26 protein-coding genes and 1 pseudogene are annotated in these 23,078 nt (G+C 69.5%); 22 read left to right on the top strand and 5 right to left on the bottom strand.

The genetic code is table 11. The features are described 5' to 3' along the window. The first annotated feature begins 27 nt into the window (after positions 1–27). Both L2Z93_RS12100 and L2Z93_RS12095 read left to right on the top strand, forming a co-directional pair. Positions 28–300: a DUF2277 domain-containing protein gene (locus L2Z93_RS12100; RefSeq protein WP_090585279.1), complete on the top strand. Its 273-nt coding sequence runs from the start codon at positions 28–30 to the stop codon at positions 298–300. Beyond that, a complete protein-coding gene (locus L2Z93_RS12095; protein ID WP_090585254.1) occupies positions 297–854 on the top strand; it encodes a DUF1802 family protein in 558 nt (185 codons plus the stop codon). The genes L2Z93_RS12100 and L2Z93_RS12095 overlap by 4 nt, the downstream gene beginning before the upstream one ends. Here the strand turns inward: L2Z93_RS12095 and L2Z93_RS12090 are convergent. Next, a complete protein-coding gene (locus L2Z93_RS12090) occupies positions 843–2,516 on the bottom strand; it encodes a CocE/NonD family hydrolase (protein WP_234785972.1) in 1,674 nt (557 codons plus the stop codon). The genes L2Z93_RS12095 and L2Z93_RS12090 overlap by 12 nt on opposite strands. Before the next feature lie 42 nt (positions 2,517–2,558). Here L2Z93_RS12090 and L2Z93_RS12085 point away from each other — a divergent pair, with 42 nt between their 5' ends. The 4 genes from L2Z93_RS12085 to L2Z93_RS12070 all read left to right on the top strand — a co-directional run bounded on the left by L2Z93_RS12085 (position 2,559) and on the right by L2Z93_RS12070 (position 5,571). After that, entirely contained in the window at positions 2,559–3,512 is a 954-nt protein-coding gene (locus tag L2Z93_RS12085) for an ACP phosphodiesterase PptH (protein ID WP_090585252.1), read from the top strand. Continuing rightward, on the top strand, positions 3,509–4,183 hold the full coding sequence (pptT, locus tag L2Z93_RS12080; RefSeq protein ID WP_090585250.1) for a 4'-phosphopantetheinyl transferase PptT: 675 nt from the start codon (positions 3,509–3,511) through the stop codon (positions 4,181–4,183). The genes L2Z93_RS12085 and pptT overlap by 4 nt, the downstream gene beginning before the upstream one ends. Next, positions 4,180–5,073: a tRNA pseudouridine(55) synthase TruB gene (gene truB, locus L2Z93_RS12075; protein WP_090585248.1), complete on the top strand. Its 894-nt coding sequence runs from the start codon at positions 4,180–4,182 to the stop codon at positions 5,071–5,073. The genes pptT and truB overlap by 4 nt, the downstream gene beginning before the upstream one ends. An 81-nt stretch (positions 5,074–5,154) precedes the next feature. Then, the gene (locus L2Z93_RS12070; protein WP_090585246.1) at positions 5,155–5,571 is read left to right on the top strand and encodes a CBS domain-containing protein; all 417 of its coding nucleotides are present in this window, start codon (positions 5,155–5,157) and stop codon (positions 5,569–5,571) included. Positions 5,572–5,578: 7 nt separating this feature from the next. Here L2Z93_RS12070 and mntR read toward each other — a convergent pair whose 3' ends face one another. Beyond that, the gene (gene mntR, locus L2Z93_RS12065) at positions 5,579–6,265 is read right to left on the bottom strand and encodes a manganese-binding transcriptional regulator MntR (RefSeq protein WP_090585245.1); all 687 of its coding nucleotides are present in this window, start codon (positions 6,263–6,265) and stop codon (positions 5,579–5,581) included. Between the two features lie 52 nt (positions 6,266–6,317). Here mntR and L2Z93_RS12060 point away from each other — a divergent pair, with 52 nt between their 5' ends. The 6 genes from L2Z93_RS12060 to bla all read left to right on the top strand — a co-directional run bounded on the left by L2Z93_RS12060 (position 6,318) and on the right by bla (position 13,322). Further along, positions 6,318–7,304: a bifunctional riboflavin kinase/FAD synthetase gene (locus tag L2Z93_RS12060; protein WP_090585243.1), complete on the top strand. Its 987-nt coding sequence runs from the start codon at positions 6,318–6,320 to the stop codon at positions 7,302–7,304. A gap of 126 nt (positions 7,305–7,430) precedes the next feature. Beyond that, positions 7,431–7,700, top strand: coding sequence for a 30S ribosomal protein S15 (gene rpsO, locus L2Z93_RS12055; RefSeq protein ID WP_090585241.1), 270 nt, complete (start codon positions 7,431–7,433; stop codon positions 7,698–7,700). 325 nt (positions 7,701–8,025) lie between these two features. Continuing rightward, positions 8,026–10,242, top strand: coding sequence for a polyribonucleotide nucleotidyltransferase (locus L2Z93_RS12050; RefSeq protein WP_090585239.1), 2,217 nt, complete (start codon positions 8,026–8,028; stop codon positions 10,240–10,242). After that, complete coding sequence (locus tag L2Z93_RS12045; protein WP_234785971.1) at positions 10,199–11,575, top strand: M16 family metallopeptidase; 1,377 nt, start codon at positions 10,199–10,201, stop codon at positions 11,573–11,575. The genes L2Z93_RS12050 and L2Z93_RS12045 overlap by 44 nt, the downstream gene beginning before the upstream one ends. 87 nt (positions 11,576–11,662) lie before the next feature. Continuing rightward, positions 11,663–12,460: a VOC family protein gene (locus L2Z93_RS12040; RefSeq protein WP_090585275.1), complete on the top strand. Its 798-nt coding sequence runs from the start codon at positions 11,663–11,665 to the stop codon at positions 12,458–12,460. Then, complete coding sequence (bla, locus tag L2Z93_RS12035; protein WP_090585235.1) at positions 12,453–13,322, top strand: class A beta-lactamase; 870 nt, start codon at positions 12,453–12,455, stop codon at positions 13,320–13,322. Before L2Z93_RS12040 ends, bla begins: the two co-directional genes overlap by 8 nt. Here the strand turns inward: bla and L2Z93_RS12030 are convergent. Beyond that, positions 13,319–13,873 (bottom strand): DUF4334 domain-containing protein, encoded by a 555-nt coding sequence (locus L2Z93_RS12030; RefSeq protein ID WP_090585233.1) that lies wholly within the window; start codon positions 13,871–13,873, stop codon positions 13,319–13,321. The two genes, bla and L2Z93_RS12030, sit on opposite strands and share 4 nt — an antisense overlap. Positions 13,874–13,926: 53 nt before the next feature. On the opposite strand from L2Z93_RS12030, the gene L2Z93_RS12025 reads away from it, so the two are divergent. The 10 genes and pseudogenes from L2Z93_RS12025 to L2Z93_RS11980 all read left to right on the top strand — a co-directional run bounded on the left by L2Z93_RS12025 (position 13,927) and on the right by L2Z93_RS11980 (position 22,296). Next, positions 13,927–14,322 carry a YchJ family protein gene (locus L2Z93_RS12025; protein ID WP_090585231.1) on the top strand — a complete coding sequence of 132 codons (396 nt, stop codon included), beginning with the start codon at positions 13,927–13,929 and terminating at the stop codon, positions 14,320–14,322. Between the two features lie 38 nt (positions 14,323–14,360). After that, positions 14,361–15,182, top strand: coding sequence for a hypothetical protein (locus L2Z93_RS12020; protein WP_090585229.1), 822 nt, complete (start codon positions 14,361–14,363; stop codon positions 15,180–15,182). Beyond that, positions 15,179–16,153 carry an Rv0361 family membrane protein gene (locus L2Z93_RS12015; RefSeq protein WP_090585227.1) on the top strand — a complete coding sequence of 325 codons (975 nt, stop codon included), beginning with the start codon at positions 15,179–15,181 and terminating at the stop codon, positions 16,151–16,153. The genes L2Z93_RS12020 and L2Z93_RS12015 overlap by 4 nt, the downstream gene beginning before the upstream one ends. Before the next feature lie 213 nt (positions 16,154–16,366). Then, a complete protein-coding gene (locus tag L2Z93_RS12010) occupies positions 16,367–17,689 on the top strand; it encodes an ISL3 family transposase (protein ID WP_090584960.1) in 1,323 nt (440 codons plus the stop codon). 48 nt (positions 17,690–17,737) lie between these two features. Beyond that, entirely contained in the window at positions 17,738–18,646 is a 909-nt protein-coding gene (locus tag L2Z93_RS12005) for a metal-dependent hydrolase (RefSeq protein ID WP_090584958.1), read from the top strand. 7 nt (positions 18,647–18,653) lie between these two features. Then, on the top strand, positions 18,654–19,556 hold the full coding sequence (locus L2Z93_RS12000) for an alpha/beta fold hydrolase (protein ID WP_090584956.1): 903 nt from the start codon (positions 18,654–18,656) through the stop codon (positions 19,554–19,556). A gap of 6 nt (positions 19,557–19,562) precedes the next feature. Then, positions 19,563–20,637 (top strand): annotated as a pseudogene (locus L2Z93_RS11995) (PDR/VanB family oxidoreductase). A 20-nt stretch (positions 20,638–20,657) separates the two neighbouring features. Further along, complete coding sequence (dapB, locus tag L2Z93_RS11990; protein WP_090584952.1) at positions 20,658–21,395, top strand: 4-hydroxy-tetrahydrodipicolinate reductase; 738 nt, start codon at positions 20,658–20,660, stop codon at positions 21,393–21,395. Next, the gene (locus L2Z93_RS11985) at positions 21,392–21,844 is read left to right on the top strand and encodes a tetratricopeptide repeat protein (protein ID WP_090584951.1); all 453 of its coding nucleotides are present in this window, start codon (positions 21,392–21,394) and stop codon (positions 21,842–21,844) included. Before dapB ends, L2Z93_RS11985 begins: the two co-directional genes overlap by 4 nt. After that, positions 21,841–22,296 carry a flavodoxin family protein gene (locus L2Z93_RS11980; protein ID WP_090584949.1) on the top strand — a complete coding sequence of 152 codons (456 nt, stop codon included), beginning with the start codon at positions 21,841–21,843 and terminating at the stop codon, positions 22,294–22,296. The genes L2Z93_RS11985 and L2Z93_RS11980 overlap by 4 nt, the downstream gene beginning before the upstream one ends. Here L2Z93_RS11980 and L2Z93_RS11975 read toward each other — a convergent pair. Next, positions 22,279–22,737: a GNAT family N-acetyltransferase gene (locus L2Z93_RS11975; protein ID WP_234785953.1), complete on the bottom strand. Its 459-nt coding sequence runs from the start codon at positions 22,735–22,737 to the stop codon at positions 22,279–22,281. The two genes, L2Z93_RS11980 and L2Z93_RS11975, sit on opposite strands and share 18 nt — an antisense overlap. Then, positions 22,734–23,063 carry an ArsR/SmtB family transcription factor gene (locus tag L2Z93_RS11970; RefSeq protein WP_090585011.1) on the bottom strand — a complete coding sequence of 110 codons (330 nt, stop codon included), beginning with the start codon at positions 23,061–23,063 and terminating at the stop codon, positions 22,734–22,736. The genes L2Z93_RS11975 and L2Z93_RS11970 overlap by 4 nt, the downstream gene beginning before the upstream one ends. Between the last annotated feature and the right edge of the window lie 15 nt (positions 23,064–23,078).

The following is a 23,078-nucleotide window of genomic DNA, read 5'->3' as shown; positions in this document are numbered from 1 at the left end:
CCCCGGAACGGGCCTACGGTGGATCACATGTGCCGAAACATCACCGAACTGCGCGGCCTGGAACCCCCGGCGACCTCCGAGGAAGTCGAGGCCGCCGCGCGCCAGTACGTGCGCAAGGTCAGCGGAATCGCCCGCACCACCGAAGCCAACGCGGAGGCGTTCGAGACCGCGGTGGCCCAGGTGACCGCGGCGACGGCCGCGCTGCTCGCGACCCTGCCGCCGCGCCGCCAGCCACCGAAGACGGTCCCGCCGCTGCGTCGCCCGGAGGTCCGGGCCCGCATCGCCGCGCGCGCCAGGTGACGACACCCGCGCTCAAGGAGTGGAGCGCGGCCGTGCACGCCCTGCTGGCCGGGCGGCAGTCGGTGCTGCTGCGCAAGGGCGGCATTCATGAGAAGCGATTCCAGTTGAGCGCGCCGGAGTTCCTGCTGTTCCCGACGGTCGCGCACGGGCATGCCGAGCGGGTGCGCCCCGAGCACCGCGACCTGCTTTCCCCGGCGGCCGCCGACAGCACCGAGGACGCGGTGCTGATCCGCGCCGCGGCCTCGGTGATCGCCGCGGTCGAGGTTCAGCGCCCGGAGCGACTCGGCGAGATCGAGGACCTGCATATTTGGACGGTCGCGTCGGTGCGGGAGGATCGCCTCGATTTCCGGCCCAAGCACCGGCTGACGGCGCTGGTGGTCGCGGTCCGGCCGCTGCGGGCGCCGATCACGCTGGCCCGCACCCCCGAGATGGGCGGCTGCCGCAGCTGGCTGGAACTCCCCATCGAACCCGGCGACGCGGTGCTCGACGACCCGGTGCTCGACGACGCGACGTTGGCGGCGGTGTCCCGCCGCGTTCGGCAGTCAGTCGGCTGAGACCGGATCCGCTGATTCCGCTGCGCGATCGAGCACCGGCAGGATCAGCCGGGACCGGCCGCCGTGGCCGATGACCCGGGTCGACGGGCGCATGGTGACGCCGTCGCGCGGGTGCTCGTCGGTGCCCAGATTGCGCGCGTACCGCGGATGCGAACCGCCGGCGATCAACACCCGGATGCGGGTTCCGGCGCGGAACACATGCGCGATCTCATCGAGCGGGAACCTGATCGGACCGTCGTCGTCCGCGCTGCGGACGAACCGGCGGAAACCGTCGGTGATGTTGCGGGACCGGCCTTTTGAGTCGACCTCGCTGATCCGCGCGAACAGGTCGAAGTGCGGATTGTCGGAGCGGTGATCGAGCTCGATGACGGGCGCCCCGTGCGCTTCCAGGTCCGCCGTCAGCTCGGGTCCGGTGAAGCTGAGCACGTCGTGGCGGCCGGCCAGCGCGTCGTCGCGCCGACGGCCGCTGTCGGGGGAGAGCAGCCGCCCGCCGATGGTCGGTGTCGGATCGGCCGGGTCGTAGGTGAACTCCGAGGTCGCAGCGGTGTCCGAGCCCGGCTCGGTCGCCAGGGCGCCGGGTTCCAGGTAGAGCACCACCTCGCGGGTTCCCGCCGGCGGCCAGTCCGGCAGCTCACGCCACCCCCCGCCGCCGGTCACGTAGATCCGGGTGCGGGGCCGCGGCGGCGCCGGCTGGGCGCGCAGGTGCCGGTCGAACCAGGCCAACGACTCCCGCAGCACCGCGGGCGCGGCCTTGGTCATGGTGTGCAGATGCGTCCACGGGCCCACGGTCAGCGCGACGTCCGCGCCCCGATCACGCAGCCTGCGGTACTGCTCCAGCGTCTGATCCAGGAAGATGTCCTGCCAGCCACCGACCAGCAGAATCGGCACCTCGGCGTGGTCCAGCCCGCCGTCGCGGCGATACGGCCTCCAGAACGGGTCATCGAGGTCGGTGTTGCCGGTCCACGGTTCCCACCACGGCGCGCCGTCGCCCAGCAACTCGCGGCCGGACCGCCCGAGCGGCACCTCGGTGACGGCCCGCTTCACGTCGGAATACTGCCGCAGGTTCCGGATCGCGCCGCGCACCCGGCCCGGCTCCTCCTGGTGCACCAGACCGTGGCTCCAGCCCAGGAAGTCGTTGACGGTGAACGCGCCGGTGCCCCAGGTCGCCTCGGCCAGGTCGTGCACCCCGACGATCGCCACCGACGCCGCGAGCCCCTCGGGCGGGTCCTCCAACATCGCGAACTGGGTGTACGCCAGGTACGACGGGCCGATGGTGCCGAAAGATCCAGTGTACCAAGGCTGTTCGCGCAGCCACGCCGCGGTGTCCTGGCCGTCGTCGGCCTCGTTCACGGCCGGGGAGAACTCTCCGCCGGAGCCGAAGGTGCCCCGCACGCTCTGCAGGATGACGTGGTGGCCGCGGGCGGCGTAGGCCGCGCCGTACAGCGGGGCGATCGGAAACCCGCGTCCGTACGGGCTGCGCACCAGCAACGTTCCGGCCGGCTCACCGATCGGTTCGTAGTGGTCGGCGACCAGCAGCACGCCGTCGCGCATCGGGATGGTGACACCCCGGCGGATGCGATAGTCGTGGGTGGGAGCGGGCACACCGGCGACCCGGCTCACCGCGTGATGAGCCAGCCGGTACAGCGACTCGGAGGTGGCCACCGATCCAGGATAGGCGCGGGCCCAGGTCAGTAGGCTGTCGGCGTGACCGGAAACACCAGATCTCGTCCCACCCTGTGGGCGATCAGCGACCTGCACACCGGCCACACCGGAAACAAGCCGATCACCGAGTCGCTGTACCCGTCCACACCGGACGATTGGCTGATCGTGGCCGGTGACGTCGCCGAACGCACCGACGACATCCGCTGGTCGCTGGACCTGCTGCGCAAGCGGTTCGCCAAGGTGATCTGGGTGCCGGGTAACCATGAGCTGTGGACCACCGGCAAGGACCCGGTCCAGGTGTTCGGCCGGTCCCGCTACGACTACCTGGTCCAGATGTGCGACGAGATGGGCGTGCTGACCCCCGAGCACCCGTACCCGGTGTGGACCGACGAAGGCGGGCCGGCGACCATCGTGCCGCTGTTCCTGCTCTACGACTACACCTTCCTGCCCGACGGCGCCGCGACCAAGGCCGAAGGCCTGGCGATCGCCAAGGAGAACAACGTCGTCGCCACCGACGAGTTCCTGCTCTCCAGCGAGCCGTACCACACCAAGGACGCCTGGTGCGCCGACCGGCTCAAGCTCACCCGCAAGCGCCTCGACGACCTGGACTGGATGGACCAGACGGTGCTGGTGAATCACTTCCCGATGGTGCGCCAGCCCTGTGACGTGCTGTTCTACCCGGAGTTCTCGCTGTGGTGCGGCACCACCGCGACCGCCGACTGGCACACCCGGTACAATGCCGTCTGCTCGGTGTACGGGCACCTGCACATCCCGCGCACCACCTGGTACGACGACGTGCGCTTCGAGGAGGTGTCGGTCGGCTATCCCCGGGAGTGGCGGCGGCGCAAGCCCTACCGCTGGCTGCGTCAGATCCTGCCGGACCCGAAGTACTCGCCCGGCTACCTCAACGAGTTCGGCGGCCACTTCATGATCACCCCGGAGATGCGGGAGGCCGCCGAGAAGGTCCAGGCGCGGATCCGGAGTCGCCGGGCATGACCGCGCTGCTGATTTCCGCGGTGGCGCCGGCTCCGGTCGTCGGCGCCGAACTGTATTCGGACCCACCGGATCTGGCGCCGCTGGCCGAAGAGGCGCCGCTGATCGCCAAGTCGGTGGACAAGCGCCGCAACGAGTTCATCACCGTCCGGCATTGCGCGCGAACCGCTTTGGCCGGACTCGGGGTGGATCCTGTGCCGATCCTCAAGGGGGACAAGGGCGAACCGCTCTGGCCCGATGGCGTCGTCGGCTCCATCACCCACACCGAGGGTTATCGAGGCGCGGCGGTGGCCCGGGCCGCCGAGGTGCGCTCCATCGGAATCGACGCCGAGCCGCACGACGTGCTGCCCAAGGGCGTGCTGGACGCGATCAGCCTGCCGAACGAACGGACCGAGATCTCCGCACTGCCCGCCGAGCTGCACTGGGACCGAATCCTGTTCTGCGCCAAGGAGGCGACCTACAAGGCGTGGTACCCGCTGACCCACCGCTGGCTGGGCTTCGAGGACGCCCACATCACCTTCGAGCTCACCGAGCTGCGCGGCGAGGCCGCGAGCGGGGTGTTCACCTCCCGCATCCTGATCGATCCGGCAGCCGAACACGGCCCGCCGCTGACCACACTGCGGGGCCACTGGACGGTGGGCTCCGGGCTGGCGCTGACGGCGATCGTGCTGTGAAGCCGCCACCGCCGGCGCCCGGGATCGTCGTCGTCGACAAACCGGGCGGAATGACCAGCCACGACGTGGTCGGGCGCTGCCGGCGAATCTTCGGCACCCGCAAGGTGGGCCACGCCGGGACGCTGGACCCGATGGCCACCGGTGTGCTCGTGATCGGGATCGAGCGGGCCACCAAGATCCTCGGCCTGATCGCCGGGACCGACAAGGCCTACACCGCCACCATCCGGCTGGGGCAGACCACCTCCACCGACGACGCCGAAGGCGAACCGGTGGCGGCTGTCGACGCCGGCGACGTCACCGACGAGCAGATCAACGCCGCGGTCGCCGGTCTGCGCGGCGACATCCTGCAGCGCCCATCGGCGGTCAGCGCCATCAAGATCGACGGCAAACGCGCCTACCAGTTGGCCCGCGAGGGCCAAGCCGTCGAGTTGGCCGCCCGGCCGGTGCGTATCGAGCGTTTCGAGGTGCTCGGCGTCTCCCGCGCCGACGGCTGCGTCGACGTCGCGGTCGAGGTGGACTGCAGTTCGGGCACCTACATCCGCGCGCTGGCTCGCGACATCGGTGAAACCCTCGGCGTCGGAGGGCATCTGACCGCACTGCGCCGCACCCGAGTCGGCCGGTTCGGGCTGGGCCAGGCGCACACGTTGGAGGCGCTGGCCGAAGCGCCTGCGCTGAGCCACACCCTGGACGAGGCCTGCCTGTTGGGTTTCGCCCGCCGCGACCTCACCGACGAGCAGGTGGTCGACGTCGGCCACGGCCGCGCCCTGGAGCCGGCCGGGATCGACGGCGTCTACGCCGCGGTCGCGCCAAACGGCCGGGTGATGGCGCTGCTGCAGGACTCCGGGCGTCGCACGAAATCCGTGGTGGTCATCCGCCCCGCCACCCTCTGAGCCGACGCGCCGCGCCATAGGGCCCGACATTGAGGACCGAGGTCCCTGGGCGGGCTCGGGGGCCGGCGCCAGACTGGTGGCATGACTGGCATTCCCGCAGCAGGCTCAATCCTCGTCGCAGACCTGATCGGCGATTCCGTGGTCCGGGTACCGGCCGAGGCCACCGTCGCCGGCGTGGCCAAGGCGCTGGTGGACAACGGGGTCGGCGTGGTCGTCGTCGGTGACGACGCCCGCCCCGCCGCGGTGCTCAGCGAGCGCGACGTGGTCCGCGTGGTGGCCGCCGGCGACGACCCGGCCGCCGTCAAGGCCGCCGATATCGCGACCACCAAGCTGGTGTGGTGTGAGCACATCGACTCGGTCGCCAAGGTCGCCAACGTGATGACCGACCGCTACATCCGGCACATCCTGGTGGAGCGCGACGGCGAACTGGCCGGGATCGTCTCGGCGCGCGACCTGCTCGGCGTGTACGCCGGGGACGCCGACGACGAACTGGTCTGAACGAGTTCTAGACCACCCAGATGGCGGCCGCCGCGGGGCTGCCCAGGTCGACGGACGTCTCGCGCGGACCGGACTGCACGGCCACCGAGATCAACCCGGCGAAATCCCGTCGGGCCAGCACCCGCAGCGGGGCGTCCAAGGTGATGCCGACGTCGTCGAAATAACGCAGCATCTCCGGGTCGGCGTCGGAGATCCGGGCCACCGTGGCCTCGTCGCCGGATTGGCAGTCCGAGAGCCGCCGGGCCGGGGGAGTGGGCACCTGGCCGTCGACCGCGGGGATCGGGTCCCCGTGCGGGTCCCGGGTCGGGTGGCCGAGCTTGGCGTCGATGCGATCCAGCATCTGGTCGCTGACCGCGTGCTCCAGGATCTCCGCCTCGTCGTGCACCTCGTCCCAGCCGTAGCCGAGTTCGTTGACCAGGAACGTCTCCAGCAGCCGGTGCCTGCGCACCATCGCCAGCGCGACCGAGCGCCCGGCGTCGGTCAGCGTCACCGCGCCGTACTTCTCGTGGTCGACCAGGCCCTGATCGGCGAGCCGCCGGATGGCCTCGGAGACGGTGCTGGCCGAAACCGACAGCTTCTCGGCCAGCATCTTGGTGCTGACCTTGTCCGACGACCACTCCTGGGCCGTCCAGATGGTTTTCAGATAGTCCTGGGCGGCCGAGGTCAGATCGCCGGCGCCGCCACTGGGAGTCACATGGGGCAGTCTAGGCACTCGCGCGCTGACGTGCCGTCGTAGGCTTGGGCCCGTGCAGCGATGGCGCGGCCAGGATGACATCCCCAGCGACTGGGGCAGGTGTGTGCTCACCATCGGCGTTTTCGACGGTGTGCACCGTGGACACGCGGAACTGATTTCCCGCGCGGTGCAGGCCGGCCGGGACCTCGGCGTGCCCACGGTGCTGATGACCTTCGACCCGCATCCGATGGAAGTGGTGTTCCCGGGCAGCCACCCGGCGCAGCTCACCACGCTGACCCGGCGCGCCGAACTCGTCGAGGAACTCGGCGTCGACGTCTTCCTGGTGATGCCGTTCACCGCGGACTTCATGAAGCTCACCCCGGACCGCTACATCCACGAATTGCTGGTGGAGCGTCTGCATGTGGTCGATGTGCTGGTGGGCAAGAACTTCACCTTCGGCCGCAAGGCTGCGGGCAATGTCGAGATGTTGCGCGCGGCCGGGGACCGGCTGGGCTTCTCGGTGCAGTCGATCTCGCTGGTCACCGAGGACCTGCCGAGCCAGACGGTGACGTTCTCCTCGACCTATATCCGGTCCTGCGTGGACGCCGGCGACGTGGTTGCCGCGGCCGAGGCCCTGGGCCGCCCGCACCGCGTCGAAGGCGTGGTGGTCCGCGGTGAGGGCCGCGGTCGACACCTGGGGTTCCCGACCGCAAATATCGCCCCGCCGATGTACTCGGCGATCCCGGCCGACGGGGTGTACGCGGCGTGGTTCACGGTGCTGGGACGCGGGCCGACGGTGGACTCGGTGGTTCCCGGCGAGCGGTATCAGGCCGCGCTGTCGGTGGGCACCAACCCGACGTTCTTCGGCCGCACCCGGACGGTGGAGGCGTTTGTGCTCGACGCCAGCGCCAACCTGTACGGCCAGCACGTGGCCGTCGACTTCGTCGCCCGCATCCGCGGCCAGGAGCATTTCGACTCCGTCGAGGCGCTGATCGCCGAAATCGACCGCGACGTCGCGAAGACCCGGCAGATTCTGGCGGTGTCTGATCCCAGCGATTAGGGCCGCCGGGCGCTCCGCTGCTAGCCTGGCTAGCTGAATCCGGCGGTTGCTGCAGTTCGCGGTGGCGCCGCCGGTCCCCGCACGGGGGCTTCCTAAATCCCGCGGACCGATAGATGGAGTGAATTCGTGGCGCTTTCTGCCGAGCAGAAGAAGGAAATCCTGGCCTCTTACGGCCTGCACGAGACCGACACCGGTTCGCCGGAGGCTCAGGTCGCGCTGCTGACCAAGCGGATTTCGGATCTCACCGAGCACCTCAAGACCCACAAGCACGATCACCACAGCCGCCGCGGCCTGCTGCTGCTGGTCGGCCGTCGTCGCCGGCTGCTCAAGTACGTGGCCCAGGTCGACGTCGCGCGCTACCGCTCGCTGATCGAGCGCCTCGGCCTGCGTCGCTGACCCGGCACATCGAGGGTCGCCCCGGCGTCGCGGACGCGGCGTTGGGGGCGCCCCGGTGTACAGTGAAGCTGTTTGCAGCCCGCAGGGCTGCTCACATCCTGGTGCGGTTCGCGCACATCCGCGCGACCGTTCCGGCGGGTCATGCCAGTGCCAGTCCCGAGTTGTGGGCCGGTCTTCGGTAGTGGCTGCCGGATCTGCACAGATCCGGCCGCTTCGATCGACGGCCGCAGCCGCTTCCCGGACTGTCCTCCAGCGTGACAACGCGAAAAAACCGTCTGGCGCGCCGTCGTGCGCCCAGGTGAACAGAGAGGGCTGCGGACTTTTCATGTCTGTCGCACAAATCGACGAAGGCGTTTTCGAATCCACCGCCGTCATCGACAACGGGAGCTTCGGCGCCCGCACCATTCGTTTCGAGACCGGCCGGCTGGCCCGCCAGGCCGCCGGTTCCGTCGTCGCCTACCTCGACGACGAGACCATGCTGCTCTCCGCCACCACGGCCAGCAAGCAGCCCAAGGAACATTTCGACTTCTTCCCGCTGACCGTCGACGTCGAGGAGCGGATGTACGCCGCCGGGCGCATCCCGGGCTCGTTCTTCCGCCGCGAGGGCCGGCCGTCCACCGACGCCATCCTGACCTGCCGCCTGATCGACCGGCCGCTGCGCCCGTCGTTCGTCTCCGGCCTGCGCAACGAGATCCAGGTCGTCGTCACCGTCCAGAGCCTGGATCCCAACGACCTCTACGACGTGCTGGCCATCAACGCCGCCTCGGCGTCCACTCAGCTCTCCGGCCTGCCGTTCTCCGGCCCGGTCGGCGGCGTGCGCGTCGCGCTGATCGGTGACCAGTGGGTCGCGTTCCCGACCGTCGAGCAGCTCGAGGGCGCCGTGTTCGACATGGTCGTCGCCGGTCGCGTCGTGGGTGATGACGTCGCGATCATGATGGTCGAGGCCGAGGCCACCGACAACGTCATCGAGCTGATCGCCGGTGGGGCCACCGCACCGACCGAGACTGTCGTCGCCGAGGGCCTGGAGGCCGCCAAGCCGTTCATCAAGGTGCTGTGTGAGGCCCAGGCCGGTCTGGCCGAGGCCGCCGGCAAGGAGACCGCGGAGTTCCCGCTGTTCCCGGACTACGCCCCCGACGCCTTCGACGCCGTCGCAGGCGTGGCCACTGACGCCCTGTCGGAGGCCATGAGCATCGGCGACAAGGCCGCCCGCGAGGCCCGCACCGACGAGATCAAGGCCGACGTGCTGGCCCAGCTCGGCGAATCCTTCGAGGGCCGCGAGAAGGAACTCGGCGCCGCGTTCCGGTCGCTGACCAAGAAGCTGGTCCGCCAGCGCATCCTGACCGACCACTTCCGCATCGACGGCCGCGGCGTCACCGACATCCGCGCGCTGTCGGCCGAGGTCGCCATCATCCCGCGGGCGCACGGCAGCGCGCTGTTCGAGCGCGGCGAGACCCAGATCCTGGGCGTCACCACCCTCGATATGGTCAAGATGGCCCAGCAGATCGACTCGCTCGGCCCGGAGACCTCCAAGCGCTACATGCACCACTACAACTTCCCGCCGTTCTCCACCGGTGAGACCGGCCGCGTCGGCTCGCCCAAGCGTCGCGAGATCGGCCACGGCGCGCTGGCCGAGCGGGCCCTGATGCCGGTGCTGCCGAGCGTCGAGGAGTTCCCGTACGCCATCCGCCAGGTGTCGGAGGCGCTGGGCTCCAACGGCTCTACCTCGATGGGCTCGGTGTGCGCCTCGACCCTGTCGATGCTGAACGCCGGTGTGCCGCTGAAGGCCCCGGTGGCCGGCATCGCCATGGGCCTGGTGTCCGACGAGGTCGACGGGGAGACCCGCTACGTCGCGCTGACCGACATCCTCGGCGCCGAGGACGCCTTCGGCGACATGGACTTCAAGGTCGCCGGCACCAAGGACTTCGTCACCGCCCTGCAGCTGGACACCAAGCTCGACGGCATCCCGTCGCAGGTGCTGGCCGGCGCGCTGTCGCAGGCCAAGGACGCCCGGCTGACCATCCTGGACGTGATGGCCGAGGCCATCGACGCCCCGGACGAGATGAGCCCGTACGCGCCGCGCATCACCACCATCAAGGTGCCGGTCGACAAGATCGGCGAGGTGATCGGGCCCAAGGGCAAGATGATCAACTCGATCACCGAGGAGACCGGCGCGCAGATCTCCATCGAGGACGACGGCACCGTGTTCGTCGGCGCCGCCGACGGCCCGTCGGCGCAGGCCGCGATCGACAAGATCAACGCGATCGCCAACCCGCAGCTGCCCAAGGTCGGCGAGCGGTTCCTCGGCACCGTGGTCAAGACCACCGACTTCGGCGCGTTCGTCTCGCTGCTGCCCGGCCGCGACGGCCTGGTGCACATCTCGAAGCTGGGCCGCGGCAAGCGGATCGCCAAGGTCGAGGACGTCGCCAAGGTGGGCGACAAGCTGCGGGTCGAGATCGCCGATATCGACAACCGCGGCAAGATCTCGCTGATCCTGGTGGATGAGGACGCAGCCCCGGCCGATGCAGCACCCGCCGACGCGTAACGAGGCGCCGCGCTTGCGCCCGCAGGCGCGCGGTGGCGCCGAATCCAGGGAGCAGTCCCTGGTTCGGCGCACCACGCTGCCCAGCGGTCTGCGTGTGGTGACCGAAACGGTGCCGGGCGTGCGCTCGGCGTCGGTCGGCGTCTGGGTCGGCGTCGGCTCCCGCGATGAGGGCCGGCCGGTGGCCGGCGCCGCGCACTTCCTGGAACATCTGCTGTTCAAGTCGACGCCGACGCGCAGCGCGGTGGAAATCGCGCAGGCCGTCGACGCCGTCGGCGGTGAGCTGAACGCGTTCACCGCCCGCGAGCACACCTGCTACTACGCCCACGTGCTGGACACCGACCTGGCCCTGGGCCTGGACCTGGTGTCCGATGTGGTGCTGCGTGGCCGCTGCGCCGCCGCCGACGTCGAGGTCGAACGCGACGTGGTGCTCGAAGAGATCGCCATGCGCGACGACGATCCCGAGGACAGCCTCGGGGACGAGTTCCTGACCGCGATGTTCGGCGATCACCCGGTCGGCCGACCGGTCATCGGCAGCGTCGAGTCGGTGACTGCGATGACCCGAAACCAGTTGCACTCCTTCCACATTCGCCGGTACACCCCGGAGCGGATGGTCGTCGCGGTGGCCGGCAACGTCGACCACGACGAGGTGCTGGCGCTGGTGCGGGAGTACTTCGGACCGCGACTGGGTGGTTCGTGCGACCCGGTCAAACCGCGCACCGGCGGCGGTCGGATTCCCGGCGAGCCGGAGCTTCGGCTGATCACCCGCGACGCCGAACAGACCCACATGCTGCTGGGTGTGCGCGCGCCGGGCCGGCACTGGAAGCACCGCTGGGCGCTGGCCGTGCTGAACGGCGCGCTCGGCGGGGGATTGAGTTCCCGGCTGTTCCAACAGATCCGGGAGACCCGCGGGCTGGCGTACTCGGTGTACTCCTCGGTGGACACCTTCGCCGATTCCGGCGCGCTGTCGGTGTACGCGGGCTGCCTGCCGGAACGCTTCGACGAGGTCGCCAAGGTGGCCACCGAGGTGCTGGCCGAAGTGGCTCGCGACGGCATCACCGAGTCCGAATGCCGGATCGCCAAGGGTTCGCTGCGCGGCGCGATGGTGCTGGGGCTGGAGGATTCCGCTTCCCGGATGCACCGCATCGGCCGCAACGAACTGCACTACGGCGAGCACCGCAGCCTCGCGTCCGCGCTGGACAGCATCGACGCGGTCACCTTGGACGAGGTCAACGCGGTGGCCCACAAACTGCTGAACGGCCGCTACGGCGCCGCGGTGCTGGGCGATTACACCTCGAAAAAGAAACTGCCGAAACAGTTTTCGTCGCTGAGCTGAGTGCGTTGACGCTGAGGTGCTGGACATCTCGGCGTTCGCGGGTAGCGTTGGATCCCGGGTCGGGGACACGACACCGAGGACATCGTGATGACGCAATACCAGGCGCCCGTCGGCGCGCCCATCTGGCTTGACCTGGTCAGCAGCGATCCGGACAGCGCCGCGCCCTTCTACCGCGGCATGTTCGGCTGGGAATTGGAAGGCCCGCGCCGACCCGATCTGGGCGGCTATCAGAACTTCACCCTGGGCGGCGAGCGGATCGCCGGCATGGTGCCCGCTATGGCCGATGGGCCCACCGACATCTGGTCGGTCTACCTGCGCACCGACGACGCCGAAGCCACCGCCCGGGCCGTGCAGGCCGCCGGCGGTTCGATCCTGGTGCCGCCGATGGCCGTCGTCGAGTTCGGCTCCATGCTGGTGGCCACCGACCCGGCCGGCGCGGTGATCGGGTTCTGGCAGCCTGGCACGCATCCCGGCTTCACCGAGTGGGGCGTGCACGGCACGCCCTACTGGTTCGAGTGTCACAGTCAGGACTACGCCACCTCGCAGAGCTTCTACCAGCAGGTGACCGGCGCGCGGCTGGAGGAGCTGGACACCTCCGGCGGGGGAGGTGGACCGGGCCGCTACTGCACGCTGAACTTCGGGGACCGCGGCTACGCCGGAATCATGGACGCCGCGGGCCTGCACCCGGACGGGGTGCCGTCGTTCTGGCAGGTCTACATCACCGTCGACGACGTCTCAGCCTCCGTCGCGCGAGCCGCCGAGTTGGGCGGGTCGGTGCTGATGCCGGGTGAGGACACTCCGTGGGGGACCTTGGCGGTGATCAGGGACCCACTCGGCGCGGTGATCTGCCTGGGCCACCCGCCGGCGGCGAAGTCCGGTGGGTGAGGTCTCACGGCGCGCGGCGTTGATCGGTTCGCTGGCGATCGGCGCCGCGGTGGCATTCCCGGCGGTCGGCCGGGCGGCGCCCGCCGGCCGATTCGCCGAACTGGAGGCGCGGCACAACGCGCTGATCGGCGTCTACGCCGCGAATCTCGACTCGGGCCGAGTGATCGAGGAACGCGCCGACGAATCGTTCGCCATGTGCTCGACCTTCAAGGCCTACCTGGCCGGGCGCGTGCTGCAGCTCGTCGAGCGCGGCCAATTGACCCTGGAGCAACGGATTTTTGTCGATTCCCGGTCGATCATCATGAACTCGCCGGTGACCAAGCTGCATTCCGGCGATTTCATGACGGTCGCCGAGCTGTGCCAGGCGATCCTGCAGGTCAGCGACAACGCCGCGGCGAACCTGCTGCTGGCCCGCGTCGACGGGCCGGCGGGAATCACCGCGTTCGCGCGCAGTATCGGCGATGAGCGCAGCCGGCTGGACCGCTGGGAGACCGATCTGAACGCGGCGGCGCCGGGTGACCCGCGAGACACCTCGAGCCCGCGGGCGCTGGCCGGCGGATTCCGCGAACTGCTCACCGGCGAGGTGCTCAGCGTGCAGCGCCGCCGCCTGCTGGAGGACTGGATGCGCGCCAACCAGACGTCCTCGATGCGGGCGGGTCTGCCGGCGGGCTGGGCCAGCGCGGACAAGACCGGCAGCGGGGACTATGGCAGCACCAACGACGTCGGCATCGCGTTCGGACCGGCCGGCGAGCGGCTGCTGCTGGCCATTCTGATCCGCTCCGCGGGCGCCGACCCGAAGGCCGAGGGATTCCGTCCGCTGGTCGGTGAGGTCACCGGCCAGCTTGTGCCGCAACTGATTTAGACCCGTACCGGCAGCGAGTCGTCGCGGCGCAACACGAAAAAGTATGGCCGCGGCGAGTCGCGCATATCCATCGCGCCGAGGACGGTGTTCCCGTCGATGCCGCGGAACACGTCGTTGATCGGCAACTGGTCGTAGACCATGGTGGCGGTGTCCACGCCGCGGTATTGGGTGGTGCGCAGCCGGGCCTTGGGGCCGCGGGCGGCCAGCGCCGGGCGCATGGCGGTGATGCTGCGGGCCACCGGCATCGTGTTCAGCCCGGGCAGTTTGCTCGCGCGCAGCCCGGTGAACGCCAGCACCGGGTTCATCGGCCATAGCGCCGCGCCGTCGGCGGTGGGGAACAGCAGCGGGTGCACGGTCTCGGCGTCGACGAACTGCTTACCCCACCAACCGCTGCGCTCCAGGTTGCCGTCCATCGGATGCCCGGTCGGCAGTTCCACGCCGCGCCACACTCCGATCATCGCCTCGGCGTCCACGGCCGGGGCCGCGTCGAACAGCGCGCACGCGGCGTCGAAGCTGGTCGGAGCATCGGGCAGAACATCGCTGAGCCGCATCACCTCACCGTACTCGACGGGTGTCAAGTTGATGCCTGGTGCAGACTGGGGCGATGAGCGTTCCGCCGACGCAGGCCGACCCCTGTCCCTGCGGACGCGGACCGAAATACCGCTCTTGCTGCGGGCCCCTGCACACCGGCGAGCGTCAGGCGCAGACCGCCGAGGAGCTGATGCGGTCGCGCTATGCCGCCTACGCCGTCGCCGACGCCGACTACCTGTGGCGCAGTTGGCATCCGCGGACCCGGCCGGAACATCCGCACATCGACCCGGACGTGCGGTGGACCGACCTGGAGGTCATAGACGTCGTAGACGGCGCGGCGGAGGACCAAACCGGTGTCGTCGAGTTTCGGGCGCACTACCTCGACGCCGGTGAACGCCGGGTGCTGCGGGAGCGGTCCCGGTTCGTGGTGCGCGGCGGGCGCTGGCTCTATCTCGACGGGGAAATCTGACGCGGGTCCACCTGCGGCGGCGATGGTAGTTTCGTCCGGTGCGCACCCGGCCGATCCTGCCTCTCTGCGGCGCCGTGCTCATCGGGCTGGCGACGGCGCTGACCAGCGCCGCCGGCCCGGCGCTCGCGGCGCCCGAGGACGCGCCGACCTGCGCCGCGCACGCCGCGGCCTTCGACAAGGTGCTCAAGGACATCGATGAGCACAACGCCAAACCGAACGTCTTCACCCCGAGTCAGCGCGCCGAATTCGACGCCTACAACGCCGCCGCGGCGGAGCTGAACACCCGGATGACCACCGTCCGGAACAAGCGGGCCGCGTGCGAGTCGGCGGTGCAGAGCCTCGGCGGCGCTCCCGTCGCGATGCCGGAGGGCTTCACCGCGGTGAGCACCGCCGCGAAGAACTCCGGATCGCCGCTGCCGCAGAGCGCGGTGGACACCTTCGTCTCCGAATTCACCGAGCTGGCCGGCCCTGAGGACTGGAACGACCAGTCGCTGCAAGGCAAGAAACGTCCTGAGTCCGGGGCCAAGGACATCGCGATGACCTCGGGGAACATCACCGAATACTCCGACGGGACGCCCGCGGTGAGCGCCACCGAGATCGTCCCGGTCGCCGAGGTGATCGCGCTGCCACGGTTCTTCGAGCTCACCCCGGTCAACCAGTGGGCGCTGCTGATGTCGCGGACCAATCATCAGTGGATGTCCAACCAGGCCGCCCTCGGGTTCGCCTCACCCAGCGTCGCCGCCATCGTGCGCCTCGACGACCAGTGGAAACGGCTCCAGCTGAGCCTGGCGAAGACCACCAAGGAGACGTTGACCGCCGCGGTGGAAACGCTGATCCAGAGCCAGGACCTGCCCTCATGAGCCAGCCGCCCGATCAGCCCGACGATTCCGACGCCACCGTCGTCCACCCGGACGCCGACGCCACCGTCGTCCACCCGGACGCGGGCGGCTCCGGGCCGGACGTCGAGCCCACCGCGCATATTCCGAACCCCACCGCGCCCGCACAGGTGTATATCCTGTCGACGCAGACGCCCTCGTCAGATCTGCACACCGCGCGCACCCAGGAACGGGGTGCGTTCACCCCGCCGTCGACGCCGCCCGCCTCGCCGCTCGCCCCGATCTACGGAAAATCGCCCCGGCAGCAGGCGGATCCGGCCCCGACGCCCTGGTATCAGCAGCCCGTCGCGCGCCCGCAGAACCCGTCGGTCGACCCGCCGCCTCCGGCCTACGGAACGCCCCCGGCCTACGGGCCGGCGGTTTCCATGCCCGGCGCCGGAGTCCCGGGCGGGTACCCGGTCATGCCGGGCGCGCCGGCCGACTATCCCGGGGGTGTGCCGACGCAGGCCGGTTACCCGGGCGGACCCGTGCCGCAGGGCTGGGGTTACCCGGTGGGCCTCACCGAACCGCCCGCGAAGAAGTCACGGAAGAAGTGGGTCGTCAGCGGGCTGATTGTGCTGGTGATCGCGCTGGCCGGGGGCGGGGCGGCCGCGTACTTCCTGTACTTCTCCGGTGCGCGGGACCGCGGCGCCATCACCACCGCCGCCACCGATTTCACCCGGGCCGCTGCCGCCGGGGACCCGGCCGGGGTGCGCGGGCAGCTGTGCGAGGCGGAGGCGTCCGCACTCCCGGAACTCGACCTTCCCGCCGGCGCAGAGGTCGTCGTAGACAGTGAGCTGCAGGTTGCCGTCAACGCGATCGAGGTGCGCGAGGACCTCGCGTCGGCGACCGTCACCAACGGCGGCAATCCCGAGGTGACCATGTATTTCCGTCGGGAATCCGGGGACTGGAAGGTCTGCTCGTCGGCCAAGGATGACTTCAGCGCCGCCAAGTGACGGTGTCTCCGGTGATTCGACGGTGACGGTACCGACGGTACGGGATGATCGGATTGGGCGTCGATCATGGCTATACTCCATGTCTATTCTGGTTTAGATTGACGGCTCTTCCCAGATGAGGGTGTAGTGGTGGTCGGCGCGTCGTTGCCGGGATGAGGGTCGAGGTCTTTCGAAGATGAGGGTTCCTACACACCGCATCTGAAAGACCTCGACGTGCTCGACGCTACCGCGGCGGCCGCTTTGGCCGCTCCTGACCTGTCCGCTTTTTGTTGCCTCGATGACCTCGGGCTGGTGGCCACCGGCCAGCGGGTGACCGCTGATCGGGCGGTGCTGGCCTGTCGGGTCAGTGCGGATGACTCGTGGTGTCGGCGCTGCGGCGAACAAGGCTCGGTCCGTGACACCGTCACCCGCCAGCTGGCCCATGAGCCGTTCGGATGGCGGCCGACAACCTTGCTGGTGACCCTGCGCCGCTACCGTTGCGCGGGCTGCCTGCATGTGTGGCGACAAGACAGCAGTGCGGCGGCCGAGCCGCGGGCCCGGTTGTCACGCCGCGCCCTGCGCTGGGCCCTGGTCGGCGTCGTCTGCGGTCACTTGACGATGGCGCGGGTGGCCGAAGCTCTGGGCGTCTCGTGGAGCACCGCCAACAACGCCGTGCTGGCCGAAGGCAAACGGGTCCTCTTCGATGACCCTGACCGCTTCGACGGGGTCACCGCGATCGGGGTCGATGAGCATGTCTGGCGTCACACGCGCCGCGGCGACAAGTACGTCACCGTCATCATCGACCTGACCCCGGTGCGTGAAAAGACCGGTCCCGCACGACTTTTGGACATGCTCGAGGGCCGCTCCAAATCGGTGTTCAAGACCTGGCTGGCCGAACGGGACAAAGACTGGCGTGAGCAGGTCGAGGTCGTGGCGATGGACGGGTTCACCGGCTACAAGACCGCCGCCGCCGAGGAGGTCCCGAAAGCCGTCGCGGTGATGGATCCTTTCCATGTGGCGCGGCTGGCGGGCAACGCTGTCGATGAGTGCCGCCGCCGCATCCAACTGGCCACCTGTGGGCACCGAGGCCGAAAGACCGACCCGCTCTACAAGGCCCGCCGCACCCTGCTCACCGGATCAGATCTGCTCACCGACAAGCAGAAGAATCGCCTCGACGCGCTGTTCGCCGACGATCGCCACGTCCAGGTGCAGACGACCTGGGCGATCTACCAGGAAGTCATCGCCGCCTACCGCCACCCCGACCGGGCGGCGGGCCGTAAGAAGATGGCCGCGCTGATCACCATGCTCGGCTCCGGGGTGCCCACCGTGCTGGCCGAAGCCGTCACTCTCGGGCGGACCTTGAAAAGCCGTGCTGCTGATGTGCTGGCCTACTTCGACCGGCCGGGCACCTCCAACGGGCCCACCGAAGCGATCAACGGCCGACTGGAACACCTACGCGGCTCAGCCCTGGGGTTCCGCAACCTCACCAACTACATTGCCCGCGCGCTCCTGGAGACCGGCGGATTCAGGCCACGACTACACCCTGGTTTGGGATGAGCCAGATTGACGACATATGATGGTTGTTTGTAAACCTGGGAGGCCTGAATGAGCAGCGTTGCCGATCGGTCAGCCGGGCCGCACGATGCGGCTTTGGATCATGAGTACATCGTTTTGCAGGCACGCGACGTCAAGTACGACTGGTCAAACCTGCCGGTGCACTATGTGCCGGGCGAGCCATTCGTCACCCACTTCTGCAATGTCCTGCACCTGCTGCTCCCCGCCGGTGAAGAGTTCTTCGTCGAGGTCTTCAAGGAGGCTCTGCCGCTGATCAAAGATGACCAGCTGCGGCTGGACGTCCAGGGCTTCATCGGCCAGGAGGCCATGCATTCCCAGACCCACCAGCAGGTCGTCGAACACTTCCGGGCGCAGGGCCTGGACATGACGCCGTTCACCCGTCAGATGCAGTGGGTGTTCGACAAGGTCCTCGGCAACCGCCCGAAGTGGAGTGAGCGGCGCCAGCGGGCCTGGCTGCTGGAGCGGGTCGCGATCATCGCCGCCATCGAGCACTACACCGCCATCCTGGGCGAGTGGATCCTGGACGCCTCCGAGTTGGACGCGGTGGACACCGATCCGGCCATGCTGGACATGCTGCGTTGGCACGGCGCCGAGGAGGTCGAACACAAGGCCGTCGCGTTCGACGTCATGAAGCACCTCAACGCCGGCTACTTCCGACAGGTCCGCACCCAGTGGCTGGTCACCCCGCTGATCTTCTACTTGTGGGTCCGCGGACTGCGCTTCATGTACTCCATCGACCCGGAGCTGCCGCCGGGGACCAAGGCGCGCTGGCGGGATTGGTTCCGATGCTCCCGACGCGGTCTGCTGCCCAAGCCGCAGGAGTTCACCCGGGTGATCGCGGCCTACTACCGGCCCAGCTTCCACCCCGCGGAGTTGGGTGGCATCGACAAGGCGGTCAACTACCTGGCCGTGTCGCCGTCGGCCCGCGCCGCCCACTGAGGAGATCATGAGCAGCCCAACCGCCGTCACCACCGTGACGGCCACCGACGGTGTCGTCCTTGCGGTCCACCGCTACACCGAGATCGATCCCGCCCGGCCGACCATCTTGGCGATCCACGGCTACCCGGACAACCACCACGTCTGGGACGGGGTGGCCGAAGACCTTTCCTCCCGGTTCAATGTGGTCGCGTACGACGTTCGCGGCGCCGGCGATTCCGGCGAGCCTGCCGACCGGTCGGGATACCTCTTCCCGCAGTTGGTCGCCGACGCGAACGCCGTCATCGATCACCTCGGCGTCGACCAGGTGCACCTGCTGGCCCATGACTGGGGGTCCATTCAAGGCTGGGCGGTGGTCACCGACCCGGCCGTCATGCCGAAGATCGCGTCCTACACCTCCATCTCCGGCCCGAACCTGGCGTACGCCGGGAAGTTCCTGCGGTCGGCACGCGACGCGCGCAGCCTGGTGGATATCGCCAAGCAAGGCCTGGCGTCGTACTACACCCTGCTGTTCCAGGCCCCCAAGGTTCCCGAACTGTTCTGGCGATCCAAATGGGGTCCGCGCCTGCTCACCAATCTGGAGCGGATCGGCCGAAGGGGCCCGGCGTCGCAATCGGTGCCCCGCACGGAGCGCGACTACGTCAACGGAGTGAATCTGTACCGGGCCAACATGCCCGGCTCGTTCCTCAATCCGCCCGCCGATCCGCCGCGGACCACTGTGCCGGTCCAGCTGGTGATTCCGTCCATGGACATGTTCGTCACCCCGGCGCTGCAGCGGTTCCACGCCGGTTTCACCGACGGCGGCCGCGTGGTGCCCATCGAGGGCGGCCACTGGGTCGTCACCGCCGACCCCGAGGTCATCGCACGATTGACCACCGAATGGGTCGACGCGACGGACGCTGCCCGGGACTGAGGAGCCATGGCTGATCCGTTGTGGCGGTCCCGGCCCACCGACCTGTACGGCCGGCGGGACCGCGATCGATTCGGTACCGTGACCTGGGCGGTGGGCGGCGTGTTCACGCTGATCACCGCGGGTTCCCGATGGAAGCCCGACATGGTCGCGCCGGTGCGCCGGACCATCGACGCGGTGATCACCAAGCGCGAGATGGTCACCCCCGACGTGGTGGCGCTGACCTTCGCCGAGCCGCAGGGCGGACTGCTGCCGGAGTGGACCCCCGGAGCGCACATCGACGTCCGGCTGCCCTCCGGGCATGTCCGCCAGTACTCACTGTGCGGTGAGCCGGGCCGGCGCACCGACTACCGGATCGCGGTGCGCCGCATCGCCGACGGCGGTGGCGGATCCATCGAAATGCACGAGGCGTTCCACGAAGGCGACACCCTGACCTTCGAGGGGCCGCGCAATGGATTTCACCTCGGCACCTGTGAAGACGACGTGCTGTTCGTCATCGGCGGCATCGGCGTCACCCCGATCCTGCCGATGATGCGGAAAGCGCGCGCACGCGGAATCGGTTGGCGCGCAATCTATGCCGGCCGCAGCCGCGAACACATGCCGCTGCTCGACGAGGTGCTCGCTGTCGGCGAGGGTCGGGTCGATGTCTGGGCCGACGACGAACAGGGCCGCTTCGCCACCGCCGAGGACCTGCTGGCGGGCGCCGGGCCGCGCACGGCGGTGTACGTCTGCGGGCCCACGCCGATGCTCGAATCGGTGCGCATCGCGCGACGCGCACGCCGACGCCCCGCTGCACTACGAACGGTTCTCCGCAGCGCCCATCATCGACGGGGCGCCCTTCGAATTGGAGTTGGCGCGCTCCGGCAAGGTGCTGTCGGTGCCGGCGGACCGCTCCGCGCTCGCGGTCATGCTCGACGAGGACCCGACCACCCCGTACTCATGTCAGCAGGGCTTCTGCGGCACCTGCAAGGTCGGCGTGCTCGCCGGCGAGGTGGAGCGGCACGGCCGCACCGCCGAGGCCGACGACGAGATGCTGGTCTGCGTCTCGCGCAGCCGCGGCGAGCGGATCGTGCTGGACATCTAAAGACATATAAGGTCGACGGCATGCGCGTAGCGGTGTTGGGTTCCCGGGGCAAGGTCGGCACGACGATGGTCGAGGCGGTGCGGGCCGCCTCGGACCTGGAGCTGTCGGCTGCGGTCGACGCCGGTGACCCGCTGACTCAGTTGACCGACGGCGGAACCGAGGTCGCGATTGACTTCACCCACCCCGACGTGGTGATGGACAACCTGAAGTTCTTGATCGACAACGGGATTCACGCCGTCGTCGGCACCACCGGGTTCACCGCCGAGCGTCTGGAAACCGTTCGCGGCTGGCTGGCCGACCGGCCCGACGTCGGCGTGCTGATCGCGCCGAACTTCGCCATCGGCGCGGTGCTCTGCATGCACTTCGCCGCCCAGGCCGCCCCCTACTTCGAGTCCGTCGAGGTCATCGAACTGCATCACCCGCAGAAGGCCGACGCCCCGTCGGGCACCGCCACCCGCACCGCCCAGTTGATCGCCGCCGCGCGTCAGGGCCTGCCGCCCAACCCGGACGCCACCAGCACCGGGCTTGACGGCGCCCGCGGCGCCGACGTGGACGGCGTCCCGGTGCATTCGGTGCGTGTTCGCGGGCTCGTCGCGCACCAGGAGGTGCTGCTCGGCGCCCAGGGCGAAACCCTGACCATCCGGCACGACAGCCTGGACCGCACCTCGTTCGTGCCGGGTGTGCTGCTGGGCGTGCGCGGTGTCGGCGCCCGACCGGGTCTGACCATCGGCATCGAACCACTGCTCGATCTGAAGTGAAATCCCTTCGCACCCAACTGCTCATCGGCTTCTTCTGTGTCGCGCTGGTCTTCTACTTCGTGACATTGGGCCGGATGGGCGTCGCGATGGTCGCCGACGGCAGACCGGCGGCGGTGGGGCTGGGTGTCGCGGTGCTGGTGCTGCCGCTGATCGGATTGTGGGCATTGGTCGCCACCCTGCGCGCCGGGCTGACCCACCAACGGCTGGCCCGGCTGGCCGACGAGGCCGGGATGGACCTCGACGTCAGCGAACTGCCGCGGCGCGCGAGCGGCCGGATCCAGCGGCAGGCCGCCGACGAGCTGTTCGAGTCGGTGCGCGCCGAACTGGACGCCGACCCGGACAACTGGATCCGCTGGTACCGGGTGGCGCGGGCCTACGACTACGCCGGTGATCGCAGCCGGGCACGCGACGCCATGCGCCGCGCGGTCGAGCTGGAAGCCGCCGGATGACAACCCTGCTGGTGGTGCACCACACCCCGTCGCCGCACTGCCAGGAGATGCTCGAAGCGGTGCTGTCCGGGGCCGCGGACCCGGCGATCGAGGGGGTCGAGGTGATCCGCCGCCCGGCCCTGACCGTCTCGCCGACCGAGATGCTGGAGGCCGACGGCTACCTGATCGGGTCCCCGGTGAACCTCGGCTACCTGTCCGGGGCGGTCAAGCATGCGTTCGACCTTTCGTATTACCCGCTGCTGGATTCGGGACGGGGGCGTCGGTTCGGGGTGTGGCTGCACGGCAACGAGGGCGTCGAGGGCGCGGTGCGCGCGATCGACGGGATCACCGCCGGGCTCGGCTGGGAGCGGGTCGTGGAGACGGTCGTCGTGTCGGGCAAGCCATCGAAGGACGACCTGGAGGCGTGCTGGAACCTCGGCGCGACCGTTGCCGCGTCACTGATGTCGGACTGAGTCCCCGGGCGTCGCGTCGTAGGTCACCCAGTGGGTCCGCGCGGCCAGGGTGTCGTAGAGCGCCTGGGCCTGGTGGTTGTCGTCGGCGGTGATCCAGCGGAGCACCGAAAGCCCTTCTGCGGCAGCGATACTGCGAAGATTCTCGATGAGAGCGCGGCCCGCGCCGGCGCCGCGAACATCGGGATCGGTGAACAGATCGTCGAGCCAGAGGCCGACGGTTCCGGTCGACGGGCGGGCGAACCGCCGATAGTGCGCGATCGCGACGACCCGGCCGTCGATCTCAGCCACCAGCCCGTTGGTCTCGTGCCCTGGGTCGCTGAGCCAGCCCCAAACGCGGCCCACCACCTCGTCGGACTCGGGTAGCCGATAGAACTCGCGGTAGCCGGCGAACAGGATTCGCCAGCGTGGTTCGTCGGCGGGGGAGAGGGGGCGGATGATCACGATCTCTGCGCTGCCTCGGCGGCGCCGGTGAGCGCCTGACGGAGCAACTGCAGCGCGTCGCTGTCCTCGGCCGCGGAGTAGTAGATGAAGGTTCCCTCGCGGCGGCCCTTGACCAGGCCGGCCAGCCTCAGCTTGGCGAGGTGCTGGCTGACCACGGCCGGGGCCACCTCGGCGAGTTCGGCCAGGCACGCCACCGAATTCTCACCCTGCAGCAGCGCCCACAGCACCTTGATCCGGGTCGGATCGCCCAGCATCCGGAACGTCTCGGCCGCCCGGGCGACGTCGTCGTCGCTGGGCATGAAGAAACCGGGAATCGAGTCGTGCACGTCATCGAGCATAGC

Source organism: Mycolicibacterium brumae (assembly GCF_025215495.1).
Lineage (GTDB): Bacteria > Actinomycetota > Actinomycetes > Mycobacteriales > Mycobacteriaceae > Mycobacterium > Mycobacterium brumae.
This window is presented reverse-complemented; position numbering and strand designations above follow the sequence as displayed.